This window comes from Bradyrhizobium sp. DOA9 (assembly GCF_000617845.2).
In the GTDB taxonomy this organism is placed as follows: Bacteria; Pseudomonadota; Alphaproteobacteria; order Rhizobiales; family Xanthobacteraceae; genus Bradyrhizobium.
This window is the reverse complement of sequence record NZ_DF820425.1, coordinates 205,990-223,164: the sequence shown is the minus strand read 5'-3', so window position 1 is coordinate 223,164 and position 17,175 is coordinate 205,990. Positions and strand designations below refer to the sequence as shown.

Sequence of the window (17,175 nt, the reverse complement as noted above, 5' to 3'; positions counted from 1 at the left end):
TTGCCGGATTGCCATGACCGTCTTCCAGTTGAAGCAGCTTGCATCCTCTTCCGTCCACGCCGGGGCCGACGCGATCGGCTGGGACTACGATCGCGCGGAGCTGATCGCCGACGGCATCGTCCATGGGATCGGCGTGCTCGCAGGTCTCATCGCCGCAACGGTGCTGGTGGTGCTGACGGCGGTCTATGCCGACGCCACCGACATCGCCGGCGTCTCCGTCTATGTCGCCGGCCTGCTCTCGATGCTGGTGCTGTCGGCGACCTATAATCTCTGGCCGGTCTCGCGCGCCAAATGGCTGCTGCGCCGCTTCGACCATTCCGCGATCTATCTCTTGATCGCCGCGACCTATACGCCTTTCATCCTGGCGCTGAAGGACAGCGTGTTCGCGCTGGTGCTGCTCGCCGGCGTCTGGTGCGTGGCAATCCTCGGCATCGTGCTGAAGCTGCTCTATCCCGGCCGGTTCGACCGCGTCTCGGTCGGCATCTATCTCGCGATGGGATGGAGCGGCGTGATGCTCTATGAGCCGGTGGTCAGGGCGTTGCCTGCGCTGGTGCTGGGCTTCATCCTTGCCGGCGGGTTGCTCTACAGCTTTGGCGTGATCTTCCACGCCTGGCGGCGGCTGCGCTTTCAGAATGCGATCTGGCACGGCTTTGTCTTGGCCGGTGCGGCATGCCATTATACCGCGGTGCTCGACCTCGTGTTGAGCTGAGAAGTTTCCGCGAAGCGGTATAATAGGACGAGAGGAGACGTCGCATGCAGGTGACCGGCAAGGTCGTGGTCGTCACGGGCGGCGCTAACGGCATCGGCAAGGCGCTGTGCGAGGCCTTTCACAATGCGGGCGCGGCCAAGGTCGTGGTCGCGGACATGGACGCCGCCAATGCGAGAGCGGTCGCGGCCATGGTCGACGGCGCCGCCTTCAAATGCGACGTCGCGCAGGAAAAGGACGTCGCCCACGTCATCGAGGAGACCGAGCGGCAGTTCGGCCCGATCGCGCTGTTCTGCTCCAATGCCGGCATCGGCGGCGGCTTCGATCCGATGTCGGTCAATGCCGGTGGCGCCTCCGACGAGCCGTGGCAGCGCAGCTGGGCGATCCACGTCATGGCGCATGTCTATGCGGCACGGCATCTGATCCCGCGCATGAAGGCGCGCGGCGGCGGCTATTTCCTCAACACCATCTCGGCCGCGGGCCTGTTGTCGCAGGTTGGCAGCCCGGCCTATTCCACCACCAAGCATGCCGCGGTCGGCTTTGCCGAGAATCTCGCGATCTCGCACAAGGCTCACAACATCAAGGTCTCGATCCTCTGCCCTCAGGGCGTCGACACCAACATGCTGCGATCGATCCCCAAGGGCCCGCAATCCGGCGACGGCGACCTGACGCCCGAGCAGGTGGCGAAAGACGTGCTTGCCGGCCTCGAGCAGGAAACCTTCCTGATCCTGCCGCACCCGCAAGTGCTCGGCTATATGCGCAAGAAGACCGAGAATTACGACCGCTGGATCGGCGGCATGGCCAAGATCCAGGCCAGGATGCGGGAAGAGTTCGGGAAGTAGTCGCTATCGTTGCCGCAAATGACGCTGTCATGCCCCGCCTAGTGCGCAATTGCGCACTAGGCGGGCGACGACACCGAGCTTGTGGCTAGACCGCCGCTTCCACCTCATCTCCCACCCGGCTCGCCCGCAGCGCCCGCGCATAGAGCATCATGCCCTCGCGCACCTTGCGCTGCTCGGCTTCCGTCAACGCTGCCAGCGCGCCGCGCACTTGCTGCCGGCCGAAGGCATGGAGTGCCTCCAACGTGCGCCGGCCCTTCGCCGTCAGCGACAGCTGCTTGCTGCGCGCATCCGCCTCGTCCGGCGTCTCCCTGAGCTCGCCGCAATCGATCAGCTTGCGCACCAGGCGGCTGACGCTGGATTTCTCCAGAAGCAGGAAATCCCCGAGCTCGCCCGAATTCATCGGCCCGCGGATGCCGATCTCCAGGATCGTGTGCACCGCCGAGGGCGGATAGTCCGAGGCCGCCACCGTCGCATCCATGAAGCCGAGTTCGCGCACCATCAGGCGAGATGCGGCGCGGATGTCGTCGATCAGCGAAAGCTCGGCCATCTTGACTCCCGGCATATAGTTGTATCATACAACTATATGCGCGCAACGGCGCGCGCAAGTGTTTTGGAGTAGGCCATGAGCGGAGCTTCGCCGACCGGCATGCGGATGAGCGGGAAGGTCTGCCTGGTCACGGGCGGCGGCAGCGGCATCGGGCGCGCCACGGCCTTGCGGATGGCTACCGAAGGGGCGGACGCGGTCATCATCGCAGGCCGGCGCGAGGCCGAGATCGAGGCCGCCGCCGCGGCGTGCCGCGAGCTCGGCACGGAGGCGATCGCGCTCCAGACCGACATCACGAAGGAAGATGAGGTCGCGCGCCTCGTCGGCACCGCCGTCGCGCGCTGCGGCCGGCTCGACGTCGCCTTCAACAATGCCGGCTTCCAGGAGCGCCGCGCGCCGCTGGAGGAGCAGGGCACCGACACCTACGACAGCGTGTTCGACACCAATGTCCGTGCGCTGTTCCTCTGCCTGCGTCACCAATTGCCGGCGATGCTGGCGCAGGGGCGCGGCTGCATCGTCGTCAATACCTCCGTCAGCGGCGTGCGCAATCCCAATCCGGGCTTCTCGCTCTATTCGGCCTCCAAGGCCGCTGCGATCTCGCTGACGCGATCAGTGGCGCTGGAGAACGCCCCCCGCGGCATCCGCATCAACGCCATCGCGCCGGGCCGCGTCGTCACCGACATGATGCTGCGCTCCGGCGTCGGCGATATCGCGACGGTGAGCGCGGGATTGCCGCTGCGGCGGATGGGGAGCCCGGAGGAGGTGGCGGAGGCTGTGGTGTGGCTGTCGTCGGATGCGTCCTCTTACGTGGTTGGCCACGTGCTGGCGGCCGACGGGGGATTTCTGGCGTCGTAGTTAATGATGCCGTGGCGCCTCAATGCTTCTGCCCGTACAGCACCGGCACCGCGGAATCCACGGCGACCTCGACGAGGCTCGTGCCTTCATGCGCCATGCCGCGCTTGAGCGCTTCGCCCAGCTCCGCCGCCTTCGTCACCCGCACCGCATGGCATCCCATGCCCTCCGCGAGCCGCACGAAATCGATCCCCGGCAGCTCAAGCCCGGGCACGTTGCGCACCTGCATCACCTGGCTGAACGAGCGCATCGCGCCGTAGCCGGAATTGTTGATGACGACGACCGTCAGCGGCAGCTTGCGCTGCGCCGCGGTCCACAGCGCCTGGATCGAATACATCGCCGAGCCATCGCCGATCAGGCAGACCGTGCGCTGTTTCGGCTTGCCGAGCGCCATGCCGACCGCGGCCGGCAGCGAATAGCCGAGGCCGCCGCTCGACATGGTGTAAAAGCTGTCCTGGCCGCGCATCGGCAGGAATTTCTGCATCGCCGGCCGGTGCGAGGGAATTTCCTCGACCAGCGAGGCGCCCTCGGGCAGCGCTCGCGACAGCGCGTGCAGCAGGAGTTCCACCGGCAGCGGATCGGCGGCCTGCGGCGCCGGCGGCAGCGTGCGGCCTTTTGGCGCCGCGCGCTTGCTCTCCGGCAGCAGGTCGAGCAGCAGGCCGAGCGCCGGCTTCATCGTCGCGATGATGCTGGTGCCTGATGGCGTCACCGCGGCGGCATCCGCATCATCCGTGATCTGGAAGATCGTCGCGCCGCCGTCGAAGATCGCGGCATGGCCCTCGACGTGGAAGGTGAACACCGGCGCCCCGATGACGACGACGAGGTCGTGCGCGCGCAGCGCTTCGGACAGCTGCGCCGGCGAGGCGTGCAGGAAACCCGCGAATTGCGGATGCCGCTCGGGGAACGAACAGCGTGCCGAGAACGGGCTGACCCAGACGCTCGCCTTCGTCCTCTCGGCGACACGCACCATCAGCTCCACCGCGCCGGCGCGATCGACACCGGGGCCGACGACGAGGGCAGGGTGTTTGCTTGAGGCGAGCGCCGCAACCAGCGCCTTCATCGGCTCCAGCTCTGGCCCGATCTCGCGACTCACTATCCGCGCCTCGACCGGCGCGCAGGCGTGGGCCCAGTCGTCGATCGGGATCGACACGAAGGTCGGCCCGCACGGCGGCTGCATTGCGGTGTAATAGGCGCGCGCGATCGCGGCCGGTACGTCCTCGGGCCGCGCGGGCTCGACGCTGTATTTGACGTAAGGCCGCGGAAACTCGGAGGCGCGCTCGGCATAGAGGAACGCCTGCAGAGGCAGGATCGAGCGCGCCTGCTGGCCCGCGGTGATCACCAGCGGGGTCTGGTTGCGATGCGCGGTGTAGATGTTGCCGAGCGCGTTGCCGACGCCGGCCGCCGAATGCAGATTGACGAAACCGGCATTGCGCGTCGCCTGCGCATAACCGTCGGCCATGCCGACGGCGGACGCTTCCTGCAGCGCCAGCACGTAGTCGATGTCGTCGGGCCAGTCGCTGAGGAACGGCAGCTCGGTCGAACCAGGGTTGCCGAACACTTTTGTGATGCCGAAGGCGCGCAAGAGGTCGAGCGTCGCCTGCTTGACGGTGACGGACTTGCTGCCGGTCTTGCCGTTCTTGGCCATGGTTTCCGTCCCCGTTGTTTATCGGCGCGCTCCCCGCCCCGTCCGTCATTGCGAGCGAAGCGAAGCAATCCAGGATCTCTCCGCGGAGGCAGTCTGGATTGCTTCGCTACGCTCGCAATGACGAGGAGAGACTATCACCACACCGCAGTCCCCTTCATCGTCGGCTGCCCTTCCGCGTTCGCGGTCCACAACTCCATGCTCTCGCCGCTGTCGTTGGCGTTGACCGAGAACTCCGTGCCTTCGAACAGCGGCTGCAGCCCGCGATACGAGAACTTCTTCGGCGCCTTGCCGCCGTGCAGTTTGGCCGCCATCTCGACGATCAGCGCCGCCTGAAGCGGGCCGTGGAAGATCAGGCCCGGATAGCCCTCGACCTTGGTGACGTAGTCGCGGTCGTAATGGATGCGGTGGCCGTTGAAGGTCAGCGCGGAGTAGCGAAACAGCAGCACGGGATCGGATACATGCGTTTCGCGATGCTGCGCCTTGGGAGGCGGAGGCGGCGCCTTGCCGCCAGCCGGCGCGCCGCCGGTCATCTCGCGATAGACGATGTCCTGCCGCTCGCGGATCGCCGTGCCCCGCGGCGAGGAGATGCTGTGCTCGACCGAGACGAAGCACAGCGTGCCGGTCGAGCCTGATTTCACCTGCACGTCGGCGATGCGCGATGTCCGCGTCGATTCATCGCCGACGCGCAAGGGCTGCAAAAACTCGATCTCGCCGCCGGCCCACATCCGGCGCGGCAGCGGCACCGGCGGCAGAAAGCCGCCGCGGGTTGGGTGGCCGTCGGGCCCGAGCATCGACATCGGGAACACCGGCTGTGCCAGGCACCAGTGCACCGTGAACGGCGCAGCGTCGCCTGCCTTGGGCTCGCCGACCTCCTGGAACAGCGTCGCGCGCAGGCCCTTCACGAGCTGCGCGGTGACGATGTCGGTGGCCTCCTGGCTGCGGCCGATCCATTGCCTGAGATGATCGATGTCGAGCTTCTCGGTCATGACGCCTCGCTCTCTTTATTTGGACTGGGTGCGCTCGCCAATGGCGGGCACGGCGCCGTAGCTACGCGTCTCGCCGACGACGATCGGCGCCGGCGCGGGATAGCTGACGCGGCCGTTCGGCGTGTCGACCTCGATGCGGCGCAGATGCGGATGGTTGGCAAGGTCGGCCATGGTGTTGACCTCGGCAAAGGCGATGTCAGCGTCCGACAGCCGCTTGAGCAGCTCATCGCGCGTCATCTTGCCGAAGGCATCGGCCACCGTCGTGTCGGTGAAGTCGCGGTTGCGCACGCGCTCGACCATGTTGGCGACGCGGGGATCGGCCGGCAGGTCCGGCTGGTCCAGCACCTTCGCGCACAGCGTCTTCCACTCGCGCTCGCTCTGGATCGAGATCAGGATGTCCTTGCCGTCCTTCGAGGTGAACACGCCATAGGGCGCGATTGAGGGATGGCGCAGGCCCATGCGCTTGGGCGGATTGCCGGCTTCGGCATTGAGCAGCGGCACCGTGCACCAATCCGCCATCACGTCGAACATCGAGATGCGGATGTCGGCGCCCTTGCCGGTGCGCCCACGCGCGATCAGCGCTTCCAGGATTGCGGCATGTGCGGTGGCGCCGGTCGCGACGTCGACGATCGACATGCCGACGCGCGAGGCGCCATCGGGATTGCCGGTGATCGAGGCGAGGCCGCTCTCGGCCTGGATCAGGAGATCATAGGCCTTGCGATGCGCGTAGGGGCCCTCGTCGCCATAGCCGGTGATCGTGCACGAGATCAGCTTCGGATAGTCTTTAAGTAAGCGCTCGCGCGAAAAACCGAGCTTGTCCATCGAGCCCGGCTTGAGGTTTTGAATGAGCACATCCGCGCTCGCGATCAGCCTCTCCAGCTCGGCGCAGCCTTCTTTGGTGGCGAGATCGACCACGGCGGATTGCTTGCCGCGGTTGAGCCACACAAAGTAGCTGCTCTGGCCCTTGGCCGCCGCGTCATAACCGCGGGCGAAATCGCCTTCGGGCCGTTCGATCTTGATCACCTCCGCGCCGGCATCCGCCAGGCGCGAGGAGCAGAACGGCGCCGCCACCGCCTGCTCGACCGCAATCACCCTGATCCCGTCCAATGCTCCCATGGCGCGGCCTCAGTACGAGCGCGGCATGCCGAGCACGTGCTCGGCGACGAAGGACAGCACGAGGTTGGTCGAGATCGGCGCCACCTGGTACAGCCGCGTCTCGCGGAATTTGCGCTCGACGTCGTATTCCTCGGCGAAGCCGAAGCCGCCATGGGTCTGGATGCAGGCATTCGCCGCTTCCCAGGACGCATCCGCCGCCAGCATCTTGGCCATGTTGGCCTCGGCGCCGCAGTCGAGCCCGGCCTCGTATTTGCGCGTGGCTTCCTTCACCATCAGCTCGGCCGCGCGCATCGAGGCGTAGGCCTTGGCGATCGGGAATTGGATGCCCTGATTCTGGCCAATCGGCCGGCCGAACACGGCGCGCTCCTTGGCGTAAGTAGTCGCCTTCGCGATGAACCACTTTGCGTCGCCGACGCATTCGGCCGCGATCAGGATGCGCTCGGCATTCATGCCGGAGAGGATGTAGCGAAAACCCTTGCCTTCCTCGCCGATCAAGTTCTCCGCCGGCACCCTCATATCGGTGAAGAACACTTCGGTAGTGGCGTGGTTCATCATGGTGCGGATCGGACGGATCTCGAGGCCGTTATTCTTGGCCTCGCGCATGTCGACGATGAACACCGACAGGCCGTCGGTGCGTTTCTTGACCTGGTCCTTCGGCGTGGTGCGCGCCAGCAGCACCATGAGGTCGGAATGCTCGGCGCGGCTGGTCCAGATCTTCTGGCCGTTGACGATGTAGCTGTCGTTGCCGTCCTTGCGCGCGAACGTCTTCAGCGAGGAGGTGTCGGTGCCGCTGGTCGGCTCGGTGACGCCGAAGGCCTGAAGGCGCAGTTCGCCGCTCGCGATCTTCGGCAGGTATTTTGCCTTCTGCTCGGCATTGCCGTGCCGCAGCACCGTGCCCATCGTGTACATCTGCGCATGGCAGCCGCCGCCGTTGCAGCCGGCGCGCTGGATCTCCTCCAGGATCGCCGCGGCCGCCGACAGTTTCAGGCCGGCGCCGCCATATTCCTCGGGGATCAGCACCGACAGATAGCCGGCCTCGGTCAGCGCATCGACGAACGCCTTGGGGTAGGCCATCTCGCGGTCGAGCTTGCGCCAATATTCGCCGGGGAACTGCGCGCAGAGCTTGGCAACGGCCTCGCGGATGTCGGCGTAATCTTCGGTGTGGTGTTCTTGGCTCATGGCGTTTCCAATTCTCAGCGGCAGTTAAGATAACGCCGGCCAACCCACGGGCGTTGTGAAAACAATGCCCGCCCCCTATGCTCATTTGTTATAGCGTATGGAGTAGCCTTCCAGGATTGGCAAGCATGGATTTCCGGCAGCTCAGGACGTTCAGTTGCGTGGCGGAGCTCGGCAGCCTGTCCAAGGCCTCCGACACCTTGCGCGTGGCGCAGCCGGCGCTCTCCCGGCAGATCAAGCTGCTGGAGCACGAGCTGCGCACCGAGCTGTTCACCCGCAACGGCCGCGGCATGGTGCTGACCGAGGCCGGCCGCCTCCTGCTGGCGCGCACCTCCGGCATCGTGCGGCAGATCGACCAGATCCGCGACGACATCCAGTCGGCCAAGGGCCCGCCCTCGGGGCAGGTCGTGCTCGGCCTGGTTCCGACCGTGAGCTGCGTGCTGTCGGCGCGCTTTGCGCGGCGCTGCGTCGAAAAATTTCCCGGCATCTCGCTGCGCATCGTCGAGAGCTACAGCGGCCATCTGGTCGAATGGCTGCATCGCGGCGAGATGGATCTCGCCATCCTGTACGGCCGCTCGGCCGATCTGCATCTCAACGTGCAGAGCCTGGGGCGCGACACCATCGTCGCGGTCGGTCCGCGCGGCTGCGGCCTGGCGCGCAAGAAGAGCGTCGACATCGGCTGGCTGCTGCGGCAGCGCCTGGTGCTGCCCTCTCATTCCCACGGCCTCCGCGCGCTGATCGAGCACGCCGCGGCCCAGCGCAAGATCAAGCTCGACGTCCAGCTCGAGGCGGATTCGTTCCGCGTGCTGACGAGCCTCGTCGAGGAGGGCCTCGGATTCGCGCTGCTGCCGCCGTCCTCGGTCCACGGCGAGGTCGCGGACGGGCGGCTGGAAACCGCCCCCGTATCCAGGCCGATGACGCGCGAGCTCATTTTCGCTTCTCCAATCGACCGCCCGGCCTCGACCGCCTCGCTTGCCATCACCGCGCTGTTGCGCGAGGAGGTCGCCGCCTGCCGCAAGGACGGCGTCTGGGACATCAAGCTGAGCTAGATGGCGTGTGGTAGAACAGCCGCGCGCCATCGTGCCTTCGCATCTGGCGCGAGCTGTCATGCCGGAATTTTATAGCTGGGACCCATCAGCGAAACCAGCAGTCCAATACGACGCTCAGGCCTTTCCGCGTCATTGCGAGCGCAGCGAAGCAATCCAGACTGTTTCCGCAGCGGCAGTCTGGATTGCTTCGTCGCACCAGTGCAAAATTGCTTCGCAATTTTGTCACGGGCTCCTCGCAATGACGGAGGAGACCGCCGGCGACGGGCGATGGAGCCTACCCCGGAATCCTTACCGGCAACGACTCGTATCCCTTGATAAAGCTGGAATAGATCCGCTTCGGCTCGCCCACCACCTCGATGCGGTCGAAGCGCTTCAGCATCTCCTCCCAGACGATGCGCAGCTGCAGCTCGGCGAGGCGCATGCCGACGCAGCGGTGGATGCCGAAGCCGAAGGAGAGATGGGTGCGCGGGCGCGGGCGGTCGATGATGAACTCGTTCGGATTGTCGAACATCTCCTCGTCGCGGTTGCCCGAGACGTACCACATCACGACGCGGTCGCCCTTGCGGATCGGCTTGCCGCCGATCTCGGTGTCCTGCAATGCGGTGCGACGCATATGCGCCAGCGGCGTCTGCCAGCGGATCACCTCCGGCACCATGGAATCGATCAGCTCCGGATTGGCGCGCAGCTTGTCGTACTGCTCCGGGTTCTCGTTCAGCGCCAGCACCGAGCCGGTCATGGTGTTGCGCGTGGTGTCGTTGCCGCCGACGATGAGCAGGATGATGTTGCCCATGAGGTTGTCGGGGTCCATGTGGCGCGTGGCCTCGTTGTGCGCCATCAGCGACAACAAGTCGTTCCGCGGCGCCGAGTTGACACGCTCGTTCCAGAGCTTGGACATGTAGGCATAGCACTCGTCCATCTCGCGGCGGCGTTCCTCGGCGGAAGCGACGATGCCGCTCTTGGGCAGGGCGGTGGAGACGTCCGACCAGCGCGTCAGCTTGCGCCGCTCCTCCCAGGGGAAGTCGAACAGGGTCGCCAGCATCTGCGTGGTCAGCTCGATCGAGACGCGCTCGACGAAATTGAAGGTCTCGTTGCGCGGCAGATTGTCGAGCACGGTCTGCGAGCGCTGGCGGATCAGCTTGGCCAGCTCGTCCAGGTGTGCCGGCGTGAACATCGGCGACACCGTCTTGCGCTGCGCCGAATGCCGGGGCTGGTCCATCGCGATGAAGCTCGGATAGTCGTAACCTTCCGGCACGTCGCGGATCGAGATGCCGCCGAGCTTGGAGTCCGAGGAGAAGATGCCGTGATTGGTATCGACATGCATGATGTCGTTGTACTTCACCACCGACCAGTACGGCTCGATCGGCGCGTTGGTGCAGTAATGCACCGGCTCTTCCTTGCGCAACCGCTCGAACCAGGGCCACAGCGTGTCGTCCTGGAACAGCCGGGGCGCGCCGGGGTGGAATTGCGCCAGCGGCGTCGCATAGGCTTCCTCGCGGGCCCTGCGCATGCGTTCGGCCTTGTCCACTTTAACCGGCGCTTGGATGTTCATGATCGTGGCTCCGTTGCGTTCGACTCACGCAGCAATCTTCACCGGCAGCGTTTCGATACCCTTCACAAAACTCGAATAGACCCGCTTGGGTTCGCCGACCACATCAATATGGTCGAATCGCTTGAGAATTTCCTCCCAAATAATCTTGAGCTGAAGCTCGGCGAGCCGCAAGCCCACGCAGCGGTGGATGCCGAAGCCGAAGGAGAGGTGGGTGCGCGGGCGGGCGCGGTCGATGATGAACTCGTAGGGCTTCTCGATCGCCTCCTCGTCGCGGTTGCCCGAGACGTACCACATCACGACTTTGTCACCCTTCTTGATCTGCTTGCCGCGGAATTCGAAATCGGAGAGCGCCGTGCGGCGCATATGCGCCAGCGGCGTCTGCCAGCGGATCACCTCGGGCACGAAGCTGTCGAGCAGGTCAGGGTTCTCGCGCAGCTTGCGGTACTGCTCCGGATGCTGGCTCAGCGCGAGAAGCGAGCCCGACATGGTGTTGCGGGTGGTGTCGTTGCCGCCGACGATCAAAAGGATGAGATTGCCGAGGAAGTTCCTGGCGTCCATGTCGCGCGTAGCAGCGCCATGCGCCATCATCGACAACAGGTCGCTCTTGGGCGGCTGTTCGCTGCGCTCCTTCCAGAGGCGGGAGAAATAAGCCGCGCATTCGGCCAGCTCGCCCATCCGCTCGTCCTCGGTCGCGACGAGACCGTCGGGACCGGGAATGGTGGTGGCGACGTCGGACCAGCGCGTCAGCTTGCGGCGGTCCTCCCACGGAAAGTCGAACAATACCGCGAGCATCTGCGTGGTGAGCTCGATCGAGACCTGGTCGACCCAATCGAACACCTCGCCACGGGGCAGCTTGTCCAGGCACTCGGCCGAACGCTTGCGGATGTTGATGGCGAGGTTGTCCAGATGCGTCGGCGTGAACATCGGCGCCACGGTCTTGCGCTGGGCCGCATGGCGCGGCGGGTCCATCGAAATGAAACTCTCGCGGCGCAGATCCGGATCGATGTCGCGGATGGTGATGCCGCCGAGCGCGGAAGCGGAGGAGAACACCGCATGGTTGGTCTCGATCTCCATGATGTCGTTGTAGCGCGTCACCGACCAGTACGGGCCGAACATCGAATCCTTGCAATAGTGCACGGGATCCTCGCGGCGCAGCCGATCGAAATAAGGCCAGAACGTATCGGTCCTGAACAACTCCGGATCGCCCGGATCGAACTGCTCCAGCGGCAGCGACATGGCGCGCTCGCGCAAGGCGTCGAGCTTGGCCGCGCTTTCCATGGTCCCATGCATGACCTTTCTCCCTCGATATCAACCGCGCGTCGTTGAATTCTGCGCTGCGGTATTTGATTTGCAATTACAGCCGGTTGTCAGCGCGGGGGCAAGGGAGAGTTTTGCCACATCCAACCTTCACGAGAGCGTCGAACGGCCGTCACGTCGCCATATGACCGTGACCTCCGACACGCTCCGGGCTGGAGAATCGTGCGAGAAACCGGCTGGAATCGAGCTAAATCGAACCCGCCCATCTTGGGGATCGACTAACCTCTGATCTATAGTTTGGCCCGAACAGATCCGCATCCCGAGGTTGCCGCCCGTGAACGACATGCAATGGACCCACATCGGGGCCGAGCCCTTGCCCCCGCCGCTGCCGCCGACGCGGGTCGATTTCTCCGGCAACCGCTCCGAGTTCCGCAAGCTGGTCACCAAGGGGGCCATGCTGGAGCTCGTCACCTTCGGCTTCTACCGGTTCTGGCTCGTCACCGACATCCGCCGCCATCTGTGGACGCACACCGCGATCGACGGCGATGCGGCCGAATACACCGGACGGGCCAGGGAGCTCCTGGTCGGCTTCCTGTTCGCGCTTGCGATCCTGGTGCCGATCTATCTCGCCTATTTTCTCGTCGGCATCGAGTTCGAGCGCTGGCAGGCCTTTGCCTCGACGCCGCTGTTCATCGCCTTCTACGCCTTCGGCCAGTTCGCGATTTTTCGCGCGCGGCGCTACCGCCTGACGCGCACGGTCTGGCGCGGCGTCCGGTTCTGGATGGACGGCTCGGGCTGGGCCTATTCATTCCGCGCGATGCTGTGGGGCTTGCTGGTGCTCCTGACGCTCGGTCTCGCGCTGCCCTGGCGCGCGGCTGCGCTCGAACGCTACAAGATGCGGCACACCCATTACGGCGATCTCCGCGGCGATTTCGAAGCCGACGGCTGGACCTTCTTCAAGCGCGGCTGGTGGCTGTGGTTGCTCAGCCCGATCGCGGTCGTCGTCTTCCCGCTCGCGCCGTTCTTCTATGCCGAGTTCAAGGCGCGCGAATGGCGCTGGTGGCTCGACGGCATCCGCATCGGCGGCGTCAGCCTGTCCTCGAACCTGCCGCACGACGCCTTCTACGGCCTGTACTGGAAAGTGATCGGGTGGTGGATGCTGCTGACGGTCGCGTTCGCGGCCTATATGGGCGGCAGCGCCTGGCTCGTCGTCTCGCTCACCGGCGTTTCCGCCGAGGAGGTCTTCGCCGGCGACAATGCGACGAAGAGCATCCCGATGGTGGCGATGATGGTGATCGGCTATTTCGCGCTCGCCCTCGCCATCAACATCGTCATGCGGGTCTATCTTCAGCGCGATCTCTGGGCCAAGGTGCTGGAGACCGTCGAGGTGCACGACATCGGGGCCGCGGCGGACGTGCGCGGCAGCGGTCAGCTCGCCGGCGCGCTCGGCGAAGGCTTTGCCGACGGGCTCGATGTCGCGGGATTCTGAGCTGTGAGTGACGTGTTTGCCGGGACCCCGGCGCAGTCGGAAAGGCCGACCATCTTCTTCGACGGCGTGTCGAGCCGCAGACGGCCGGTAACGCTGACGCTCAGTGATGCGCTCGAGATCGTCGAGGACGGCGCGACGCCCGTTCTCTGGCCTTATGCGGACATTCGTCGCGCCGACAGTCCGCCTGGAATCCTGCGCCTGGCTGCGACGTCAGCGCCGCCTCTGGCCCGGCTGGAGATCCGCGATGCCGCGCTCGCCGCGGAGGTGGCCGCCCGCTGCGCGCGCCTCGACGAGCATCGGACCACGCGCAGCGGCGTCGCGAAGATCGTGGGCTGGTCGGTGGCCGCCGCCGTCTCCATCGTCTGCGTCGTCCTGTTCGGCGTACCGCTCGCCGCCGACCGGCTTGCGCCGCTGGTGCCACAGCCCGTGGAGCGGCGCATCGGCGATGCGGCCGAGGTCCAGATGAAGACCATCTTCGGCCGCAGCGCGTGCGAAGACCCCGCGGGCAAGGCCGCCTTCAACAAGCTCGTCAACCGCCTGCGCGATGCGGCCGGCCTCGACGACACCATGACGGCCGGCGTGCTGCCGACCGCGGTGCCGAATGCCTTCGCGCTGCCCGGCGGCAAGGTGTTCGTGCTGAAGGGCCTGCTCGACAAGGCCGAGAATCCCGACGAGCTTGCCGGCATCCTCGCCCACGAGCTCGGCCATCTCAAGCATCACGACAACATGCGCGGCCTGATCTACAATGGCGGCACCTCGTTCCTGATCGGCCTCTTGTTCGGCGACGTCACCGGCTCATCGGCCGTGATCTTCGCCTCGCGCAGCCTGGTCGAAGCGTCCTATTCGCGCGAAGCCGAGACCGGCGCCGACACATTCGCGATCGAGATCATGCATGCGCTCGGCCGTTCGCCCAAGCCCGCGGCCGAGCTGTTGTTCCGCATCACCGGCAAGGAGGGCGGCTCTGGCCTGACGAATATCCTCGCCAGCCATCCGCTGACCGAGGACCGCCTCGCGCGCATGACGAAGGAGGACCGGCCCGCCAGCGGCCCGCCGCTGCTGACCGACAAGGAGTGGCAGGCGCTGAAGGGTATCTGCGGCAGCGGGAAGGTGTGACGACCCGCTGGAAAGGAACAAACGCTCCAGACAGGCATATCCTCTCTGACAACGATAGGATGTAGCGCATGTCTTACGGTCGCTTCGCCGCGATGATCGCGGCCTCCACGCTGATCATGTTCGGGCTGATGTACCTCAATACATTCGCCCTGGAGCACGTCTGGTATAGCCAGACCCGAACCTGGATGGCGCTGCTGATGGGAGCCGTCATGGCTGTCGTGATGCTGGGCTTCATGTGGGGGATGTACCGGAACCGTGCAGCGAACATCGCCATTTTGGCCACCAGCGTCGTGGTGTTTGCGGCCTCTCTGTGGCTGGTCCGCAGCCAGGAGACCGTGTCCGACGTCGCCTACATGAAAGCGATGATCCCGCATCACTCGATCGCGGTGCTCACGAGCGAGCGCGCACACATCAGGGATCCCCGCGTTCGCAAGCTGGCCGACGACATTATCGAAGCACAGGTGCGGGAGATCGGCGAGATGAAACGGCTGATCGAGGAGCCGAAGGAGAGGCCGATGGCGGCAGATGCGAAGGACCTGCCGCCAAGGCCGCCCATCTGACGGTCACTTCGCCGGCGCAGCAGGCGGATTCGATCCGGTCGTGACGCTCGGCGCGTTGTTCGGATTGGTCGAGGTCGCCTGCGGACCCACCTCGCGTCCATTGTAGAAGAAAACGGCCGCGACCACTGCGATCACGAAGATCGCGCCGACTGCCCAGCCGACCGGGCTGTTGCGGCGCGCACGGTCAGTCCTGGGGTCATCATTCTGATAGGTCATCGTGCTCTCCCTGTTGGTGCAGGAGAACCTCGCGCGCTGGAAGCTGTTCCTAAAGCGCGCTCAGCGCTTACCGTGTTCCGTAGGCGCGGTCGCCGGCATCGCCCAGGCCCGGCAGGATGAACCCGTTGTCGTCGAGCCCTTCATCCACCGCCGCGGTCCAGATCGGCACGTCCGGATGCAATCCGCGCAGCCGCTCGAGCCCTTCGGGAGCTGCGATCAGGCAGGCCAGGCGGATGTCCCTGGCGCCGCGCTCCTTCAGCCGGTCGATGGCTGCGACGGCGGTGTTGGCCGTGGCGACCACCGGCGTCACCACGATGGCGAGGCGCTCGCTGAGATCGGAGGGCGATTTGAAGAAATACTCCACGGCGGCAAAGCTGTGCGGCTCGCGGTAGAGCCCGATATGGGCGACGCGCGCGGTCGGCACCAGGTCCATCATGCCGTCGACGAAGGTGGTGCCGGCGCGCAGCATCGGCACGAACACCAGCTTCTTGCCGGCGATCTTGGCCGAGTGCATCGTCGCCAGCGGCGTCTCGATCACGGTGTCGGCGAGCGGCAGGTCGCGCGTCACCTCGTAGCAGAGCAGCATGCCGATTTCCTTGATCAGCTCGCGGAACGACTTGGTCGAGATGGATTTGTCCCGCACCAGCGTCAGCTTGTGCTGCACCAGCGGATGATCGACGATCGTGACGCCTTCCATGTAATGCTCCTGAAATTCACCAAGGCGTCATTGCGAGTGCGGCGAAGCAATCCAGAATCTGTCCGCGGTAGTACTCTGGATTGCTTCGCTGCGCTCGCAATGACGCGCGTGGCCGAAAATCTCTATCCATGCTCTAAAAAACCGTGCCGTCGCTGATCACCTTGAGCGGCGGCGATCCATCGGGACGGCGAGCAAACGCAATGGCGCGGCCCGCCGCCCAGGTGCCGCCTTCGAGGATGCTCGCGAGCGGCAAGGTCTCAAGCGTGCGGCCGAGCTTGGCGCGAATGCGCTCCGCCAGCCTGTCGAGCAATGCAACCGTCAGCGCGCGCCACTCCACGACGAGCAGCGAATCCACGGCGTGCGCACGCGCGGCGTCGGCGGCATCGCGCAGGCGCAGCACCTCATGGTCGACGAACAGGCCGCCATTGCGATATTCGGCAAGGCCCGTGAGGCCGTCGATGTCGGTCACTTTGATGCCGGCGCGCTGCAGCGGCTCGATCAGCGAATAGCTCAGCCATTGCGACAGCTTGTGCAGCGGCACGAGGCCTGCCGTGCCGTCGTCCGCCTTGATCGCGGGATGCCGCCAGCAATCGCCGAGCGGGACGCCCGCGAGCTTGAGCCGCGAGGGCCAGATCGGTCCAAGCTGGTTCAGCACCGCGGACAGAATGGCGGGCGCAGCAATGGCGCCGCCACTCGCTTGCGCCGCGATATGATCGAACAGCCCGCCCGGGCGCGGCGTATCGTGCAAGCCGAAGATTTCAGGGCGTGCTGCAACTTGCTTGCCCAGGCGACGCAGCAGATCGGTGCGCCCCTCGAGGCCGAGCAGCGGATTGTTGTCAGTTACACGGAACCCTGATCGGAGCCGATCGATGGACAACTGCGCGATCACATCCGCATCGACGCGGAAGGGAGAGCGTGGATCGCCGGAAAACGCGCCGTCCACAAACATGTTGAGACTGGCAAGCGCAAGCCCCTCGGATCGACCGAAATCCCTCCTCGTCTTGACGTCCCGGTAGCGCCACGTAGCGCCGGCGCCGGCATCCAGCAGCACGCTGACGATCGCAAGATCGAATTCGGCACGCGCACGCGCGGCGTGATCCGGCCAAGACGCGACTTCCACTTCCTCTAAGGACGACCAGCGGTCGATGCCGCCGAGCACGAAATGCCGCCAGCGCGCATGGAACGGAATGTCGAGCGTCGGATAGGCTTTGCGCGTGACCGCGAGCACGGCCTCGGCAACGCCATCCATGCGGTCGAGATCGATGGTGAAATGGGTGAGCCCGCCGGCGAGGCCGAGCTCCAGCATCTGCCGGGCGCGCGCGCGAACCGCCTTTGCGGTGAGCAGCGCGCGCGCCTGCGATTCCAAGGTCTCCGCCAT

Annotated in this window: 17 protein-coding genes; 7 read left to right on the top strand and 10 right to left on the bottom strand. The window is 65.6% G+C overall.

Annotated features, from left to right (window positions below; all coding sequences use genetic code 11):
- The first annotated feature begins 13 nt into the window (after positions 1-13).
- Positions 14-709: a PAQR family membrane homeostasis protein TrhA gene (gene trhA / locus BDOA9_RS00970; protein ID WP_025032081.1), complete on the top strand. Its 696-nt coding sequence runs from the start codon at positions 14-16 to the stop codon at positions 707-709.
- A 44-nt stretch (positions 710-753) separates the two neighbouring features.
- Complete coding sequence (locus tag BDOA9_RS00965) at positions 754-1,548, top strand: SDR family oxidoreductase (RefSeq protein ID WP_025032080.1); 795 nt, start codon at positions 754-756, stop codon at positions 1,546-1,548.
- Between the two features lie 85 nt (positions 1,549-1,633).
- Here BDOA9_RS00965 and BDOA9_RS00960 read toward each other — a convergent pair whose 3' ends face one another.
- Positions 1,634-2,095 (bottom strand): MarR family winged helix-turn-helix transcriptional regulator, encoded by a 462-nt coding sequence (locus BDOA9_RS00960; RefSeq protein WP_082847902.1) that lies wholly within the window; start codon positions 2,093-2,095, stop codon positions 1,634-1,636.
- A 75-nt stretch (positions 2,096-2,170) separates the two neighbouring features.
- Here BDOA9_RS00960 and BDOA9_RS00955 point away from each other — a divergent pair, with 75 nt between their 5' ends.
- Positions 2,171-2,947, top strand: a complete 777-nt coding sequence (locus BDOA9_RS00955) for an SDR family NAD(P)-dependent oxidoreductase (RefSeq protein WP_025032078.1) — start codon at positions 2,171-2,173, stop codon at positions 2,945-2,947.
- A 19-nt stretch (positions 2,948-2,966) separates the two neighbouring features.
- Here BDOA9_RS00955 and mdlC read toward each other — a convergent pair whose 3' ends face one another.
- The 4 genes from mdlC to BDOA9_RS00935 form a co-directional block, all read right to left on the bottom strand.
- Positions 2,967-4,589: a benzoylformate decarboxylase gene (gene mdlC, locus BDOA9_RS00950; RefSeq protein ID WP_025032077.1), complete on the bottom strand. Its 1,623-nt coding sequence runs from the start codon at positions 4,587-4,589 to the stop codon at positions 2,967-2,969.
- Positions 4,590-4,723: 134 nt separating this feature from the next.
- Positions 4,724-5,575 (bottom strand): FAS1-like dehydratase domain-containing protein, encoded by an 852-nt coding sequence (locus tag BDOA9_RS00945; protein ID WP_025032076.1) that lies wholly within the window; start codon positions 5,573-5,575, stop codon positions 4,724-4,726.
- A 15-nt stretch (positions 5,576-5,590) separates the two neighbouring features.
- Positions 5,591-6,691: a CaiB/BaiF CoA transferase family protein gene (locus BDOA9_RS00940; protein ID WP_025032075.1), complete on the bottom strand. Its 1,101-nt coding sequence runs from the start codon at positions 6,689-6,691 to the stop codon at positions 5,591-5,593.
- Positions 6,692-6,700: 9 nt separating this feature from the next.
- Positions 6,701-7,870, bottom strand: coding sequence for an acyl-CoA dehydrogenase family protein (locus BDOA9_RS00935; protein ID WP_025032074.1), 1,170 nt, complete (start codon positions 7,868-7,870; stop codon positions 6,701-6,703).
- Positions 7,871-7,995: 125 nt separating this feature from the next.
- Here BDOA9_RS00935 and BDOA9_RS00930 point away from each other — a divergent pair, with 125 nt between their 5' ends.
- On the top strand, positions 7,996-8,916 hold the full coding sequence (locus BDOA9_RS00930; RefSeq protein WP_025032073.1) for a LysR substrate-binding domain-containing protein: 921 nt from the start codon (positions 7,996-7,998) through the stop codon (positions 8,914-8,916).
- Positions 8,917-9,190: 274 nt separating this feature from the next.
- Here the strand turns inward: BDOA9_RS00930 and BDOA9_RS00925 are convergent, their stop codons facing one another.
- On the bottom strand, positions 9,191-10,465 hold the full coding sequence (locus tag BDOA9_RS00925) for a cytochrome P450 (protein WP_025032072.1): 1,275 nt from the start codon (positions 10,463-10,465) through the stop codon (positions 9,191-9,193).
- A gap of 24 nt (positions 10,466-10,489) precedes the next feature.
- Positions 10,490-11,755, bottom strand: a complete 1,266-nt coding sequence (locus BDOA9_RS00920) for a cytochrome P450 (protein ID WP_025032071.1) — start codon at positions 11,753-11,755, stop codon at positions 10,490-10,492.
- A 310-nt stretch (positions 11,756-12,065) separates the two neighbouring features.
- On the opposite strand from BDOA9_RS00920, the gene BDOA9_RS00915 reads away from it, so the two are divergent.
- The 3 genes from BDOA9_RS00915 (at position 12,066) to BDOA9_RS00905 (ending at position 14,884) form a co-directional block, all read left to right on the top strand.
- Positions 12,066-13,211, top strand: a complete 1,146-nt coding sequence (locus BDOA9_RS00915) for a DUF898 family protein (RefSeq protein ID WP_192859643.1) — start codon at positions 12,066-12,068, stop codon at positions 13,209-13,211.
- Positions 13,212-13,214: 3 nt separating this feature from the next.
- A complete protein-coding gene (locus tag BDOA9_RS00910) occupies positions 13,215-14,324 on the top strand; it encodes a M48 family metallopeptidase (protein ID WP_025032069.1) in 1,110 nt (369 codons plus the stop codon).
- Positions 14,325-14,392: 68 nt separating this feature from the next.
- Entirely contained in the window at positions 14,393-14,884 is a 492-nt protein-coding gene (locus BDOA9_RS00905) for a DUF305 domain-containing protein (RefSeq protein ID WP_025032068.1), read from the top strand.
- 3 nt (positions 14,885-14,887) lie between these two features.
- Here the strand turns inward: BDOA9_RS00905 and BDOA9_RS00900 are convergent, their stop codons facing one another.
- From BDOA9_RS00900 to BDOA9_RS00890, 3 genes are all read right to left on the bottom strand, one after another.
- Positions 14,888-15,100 carry a hypothetical protein gene (locus BDOA9_RS00900; RefSeq protein WP_025032067.1) on the bottom strand — a complete coding sequence of 71 codons (213 nt, stop codon included), beginning with the start codon at positions 15,098-15,100 and terminating at the stop codon, positions 14,888-14,890.
- Positions 15,101-15,167: 67 nt separating this feature from the next.
- Positions 15,168-15,797 carry a uracil phosphoribosyltransferase gene (upp, locus tag BDOA9_RS00895; RefSeq protein ID WP_025032066.1) on the bottom strand — a complete coding sequence of 210 codons (630 nt, stop codon included), beginning with the start codon at positions 15,795-15,797 and terminating at the stop codon, positions 15,168-15,170.
- Positions 15,798-15,930: 133 nt separating this feature from the next.
- Positions 15,931-17,175: a URC4/urg3 family protein gene (locus tag BDOA9_RS00890; protein WP_025032065.1), complete on the bottom strand. Its 1,245-nt coding sequence runs from the start codon at positions 17,173-17,175 to the stop codon at positions 15,931-15,933.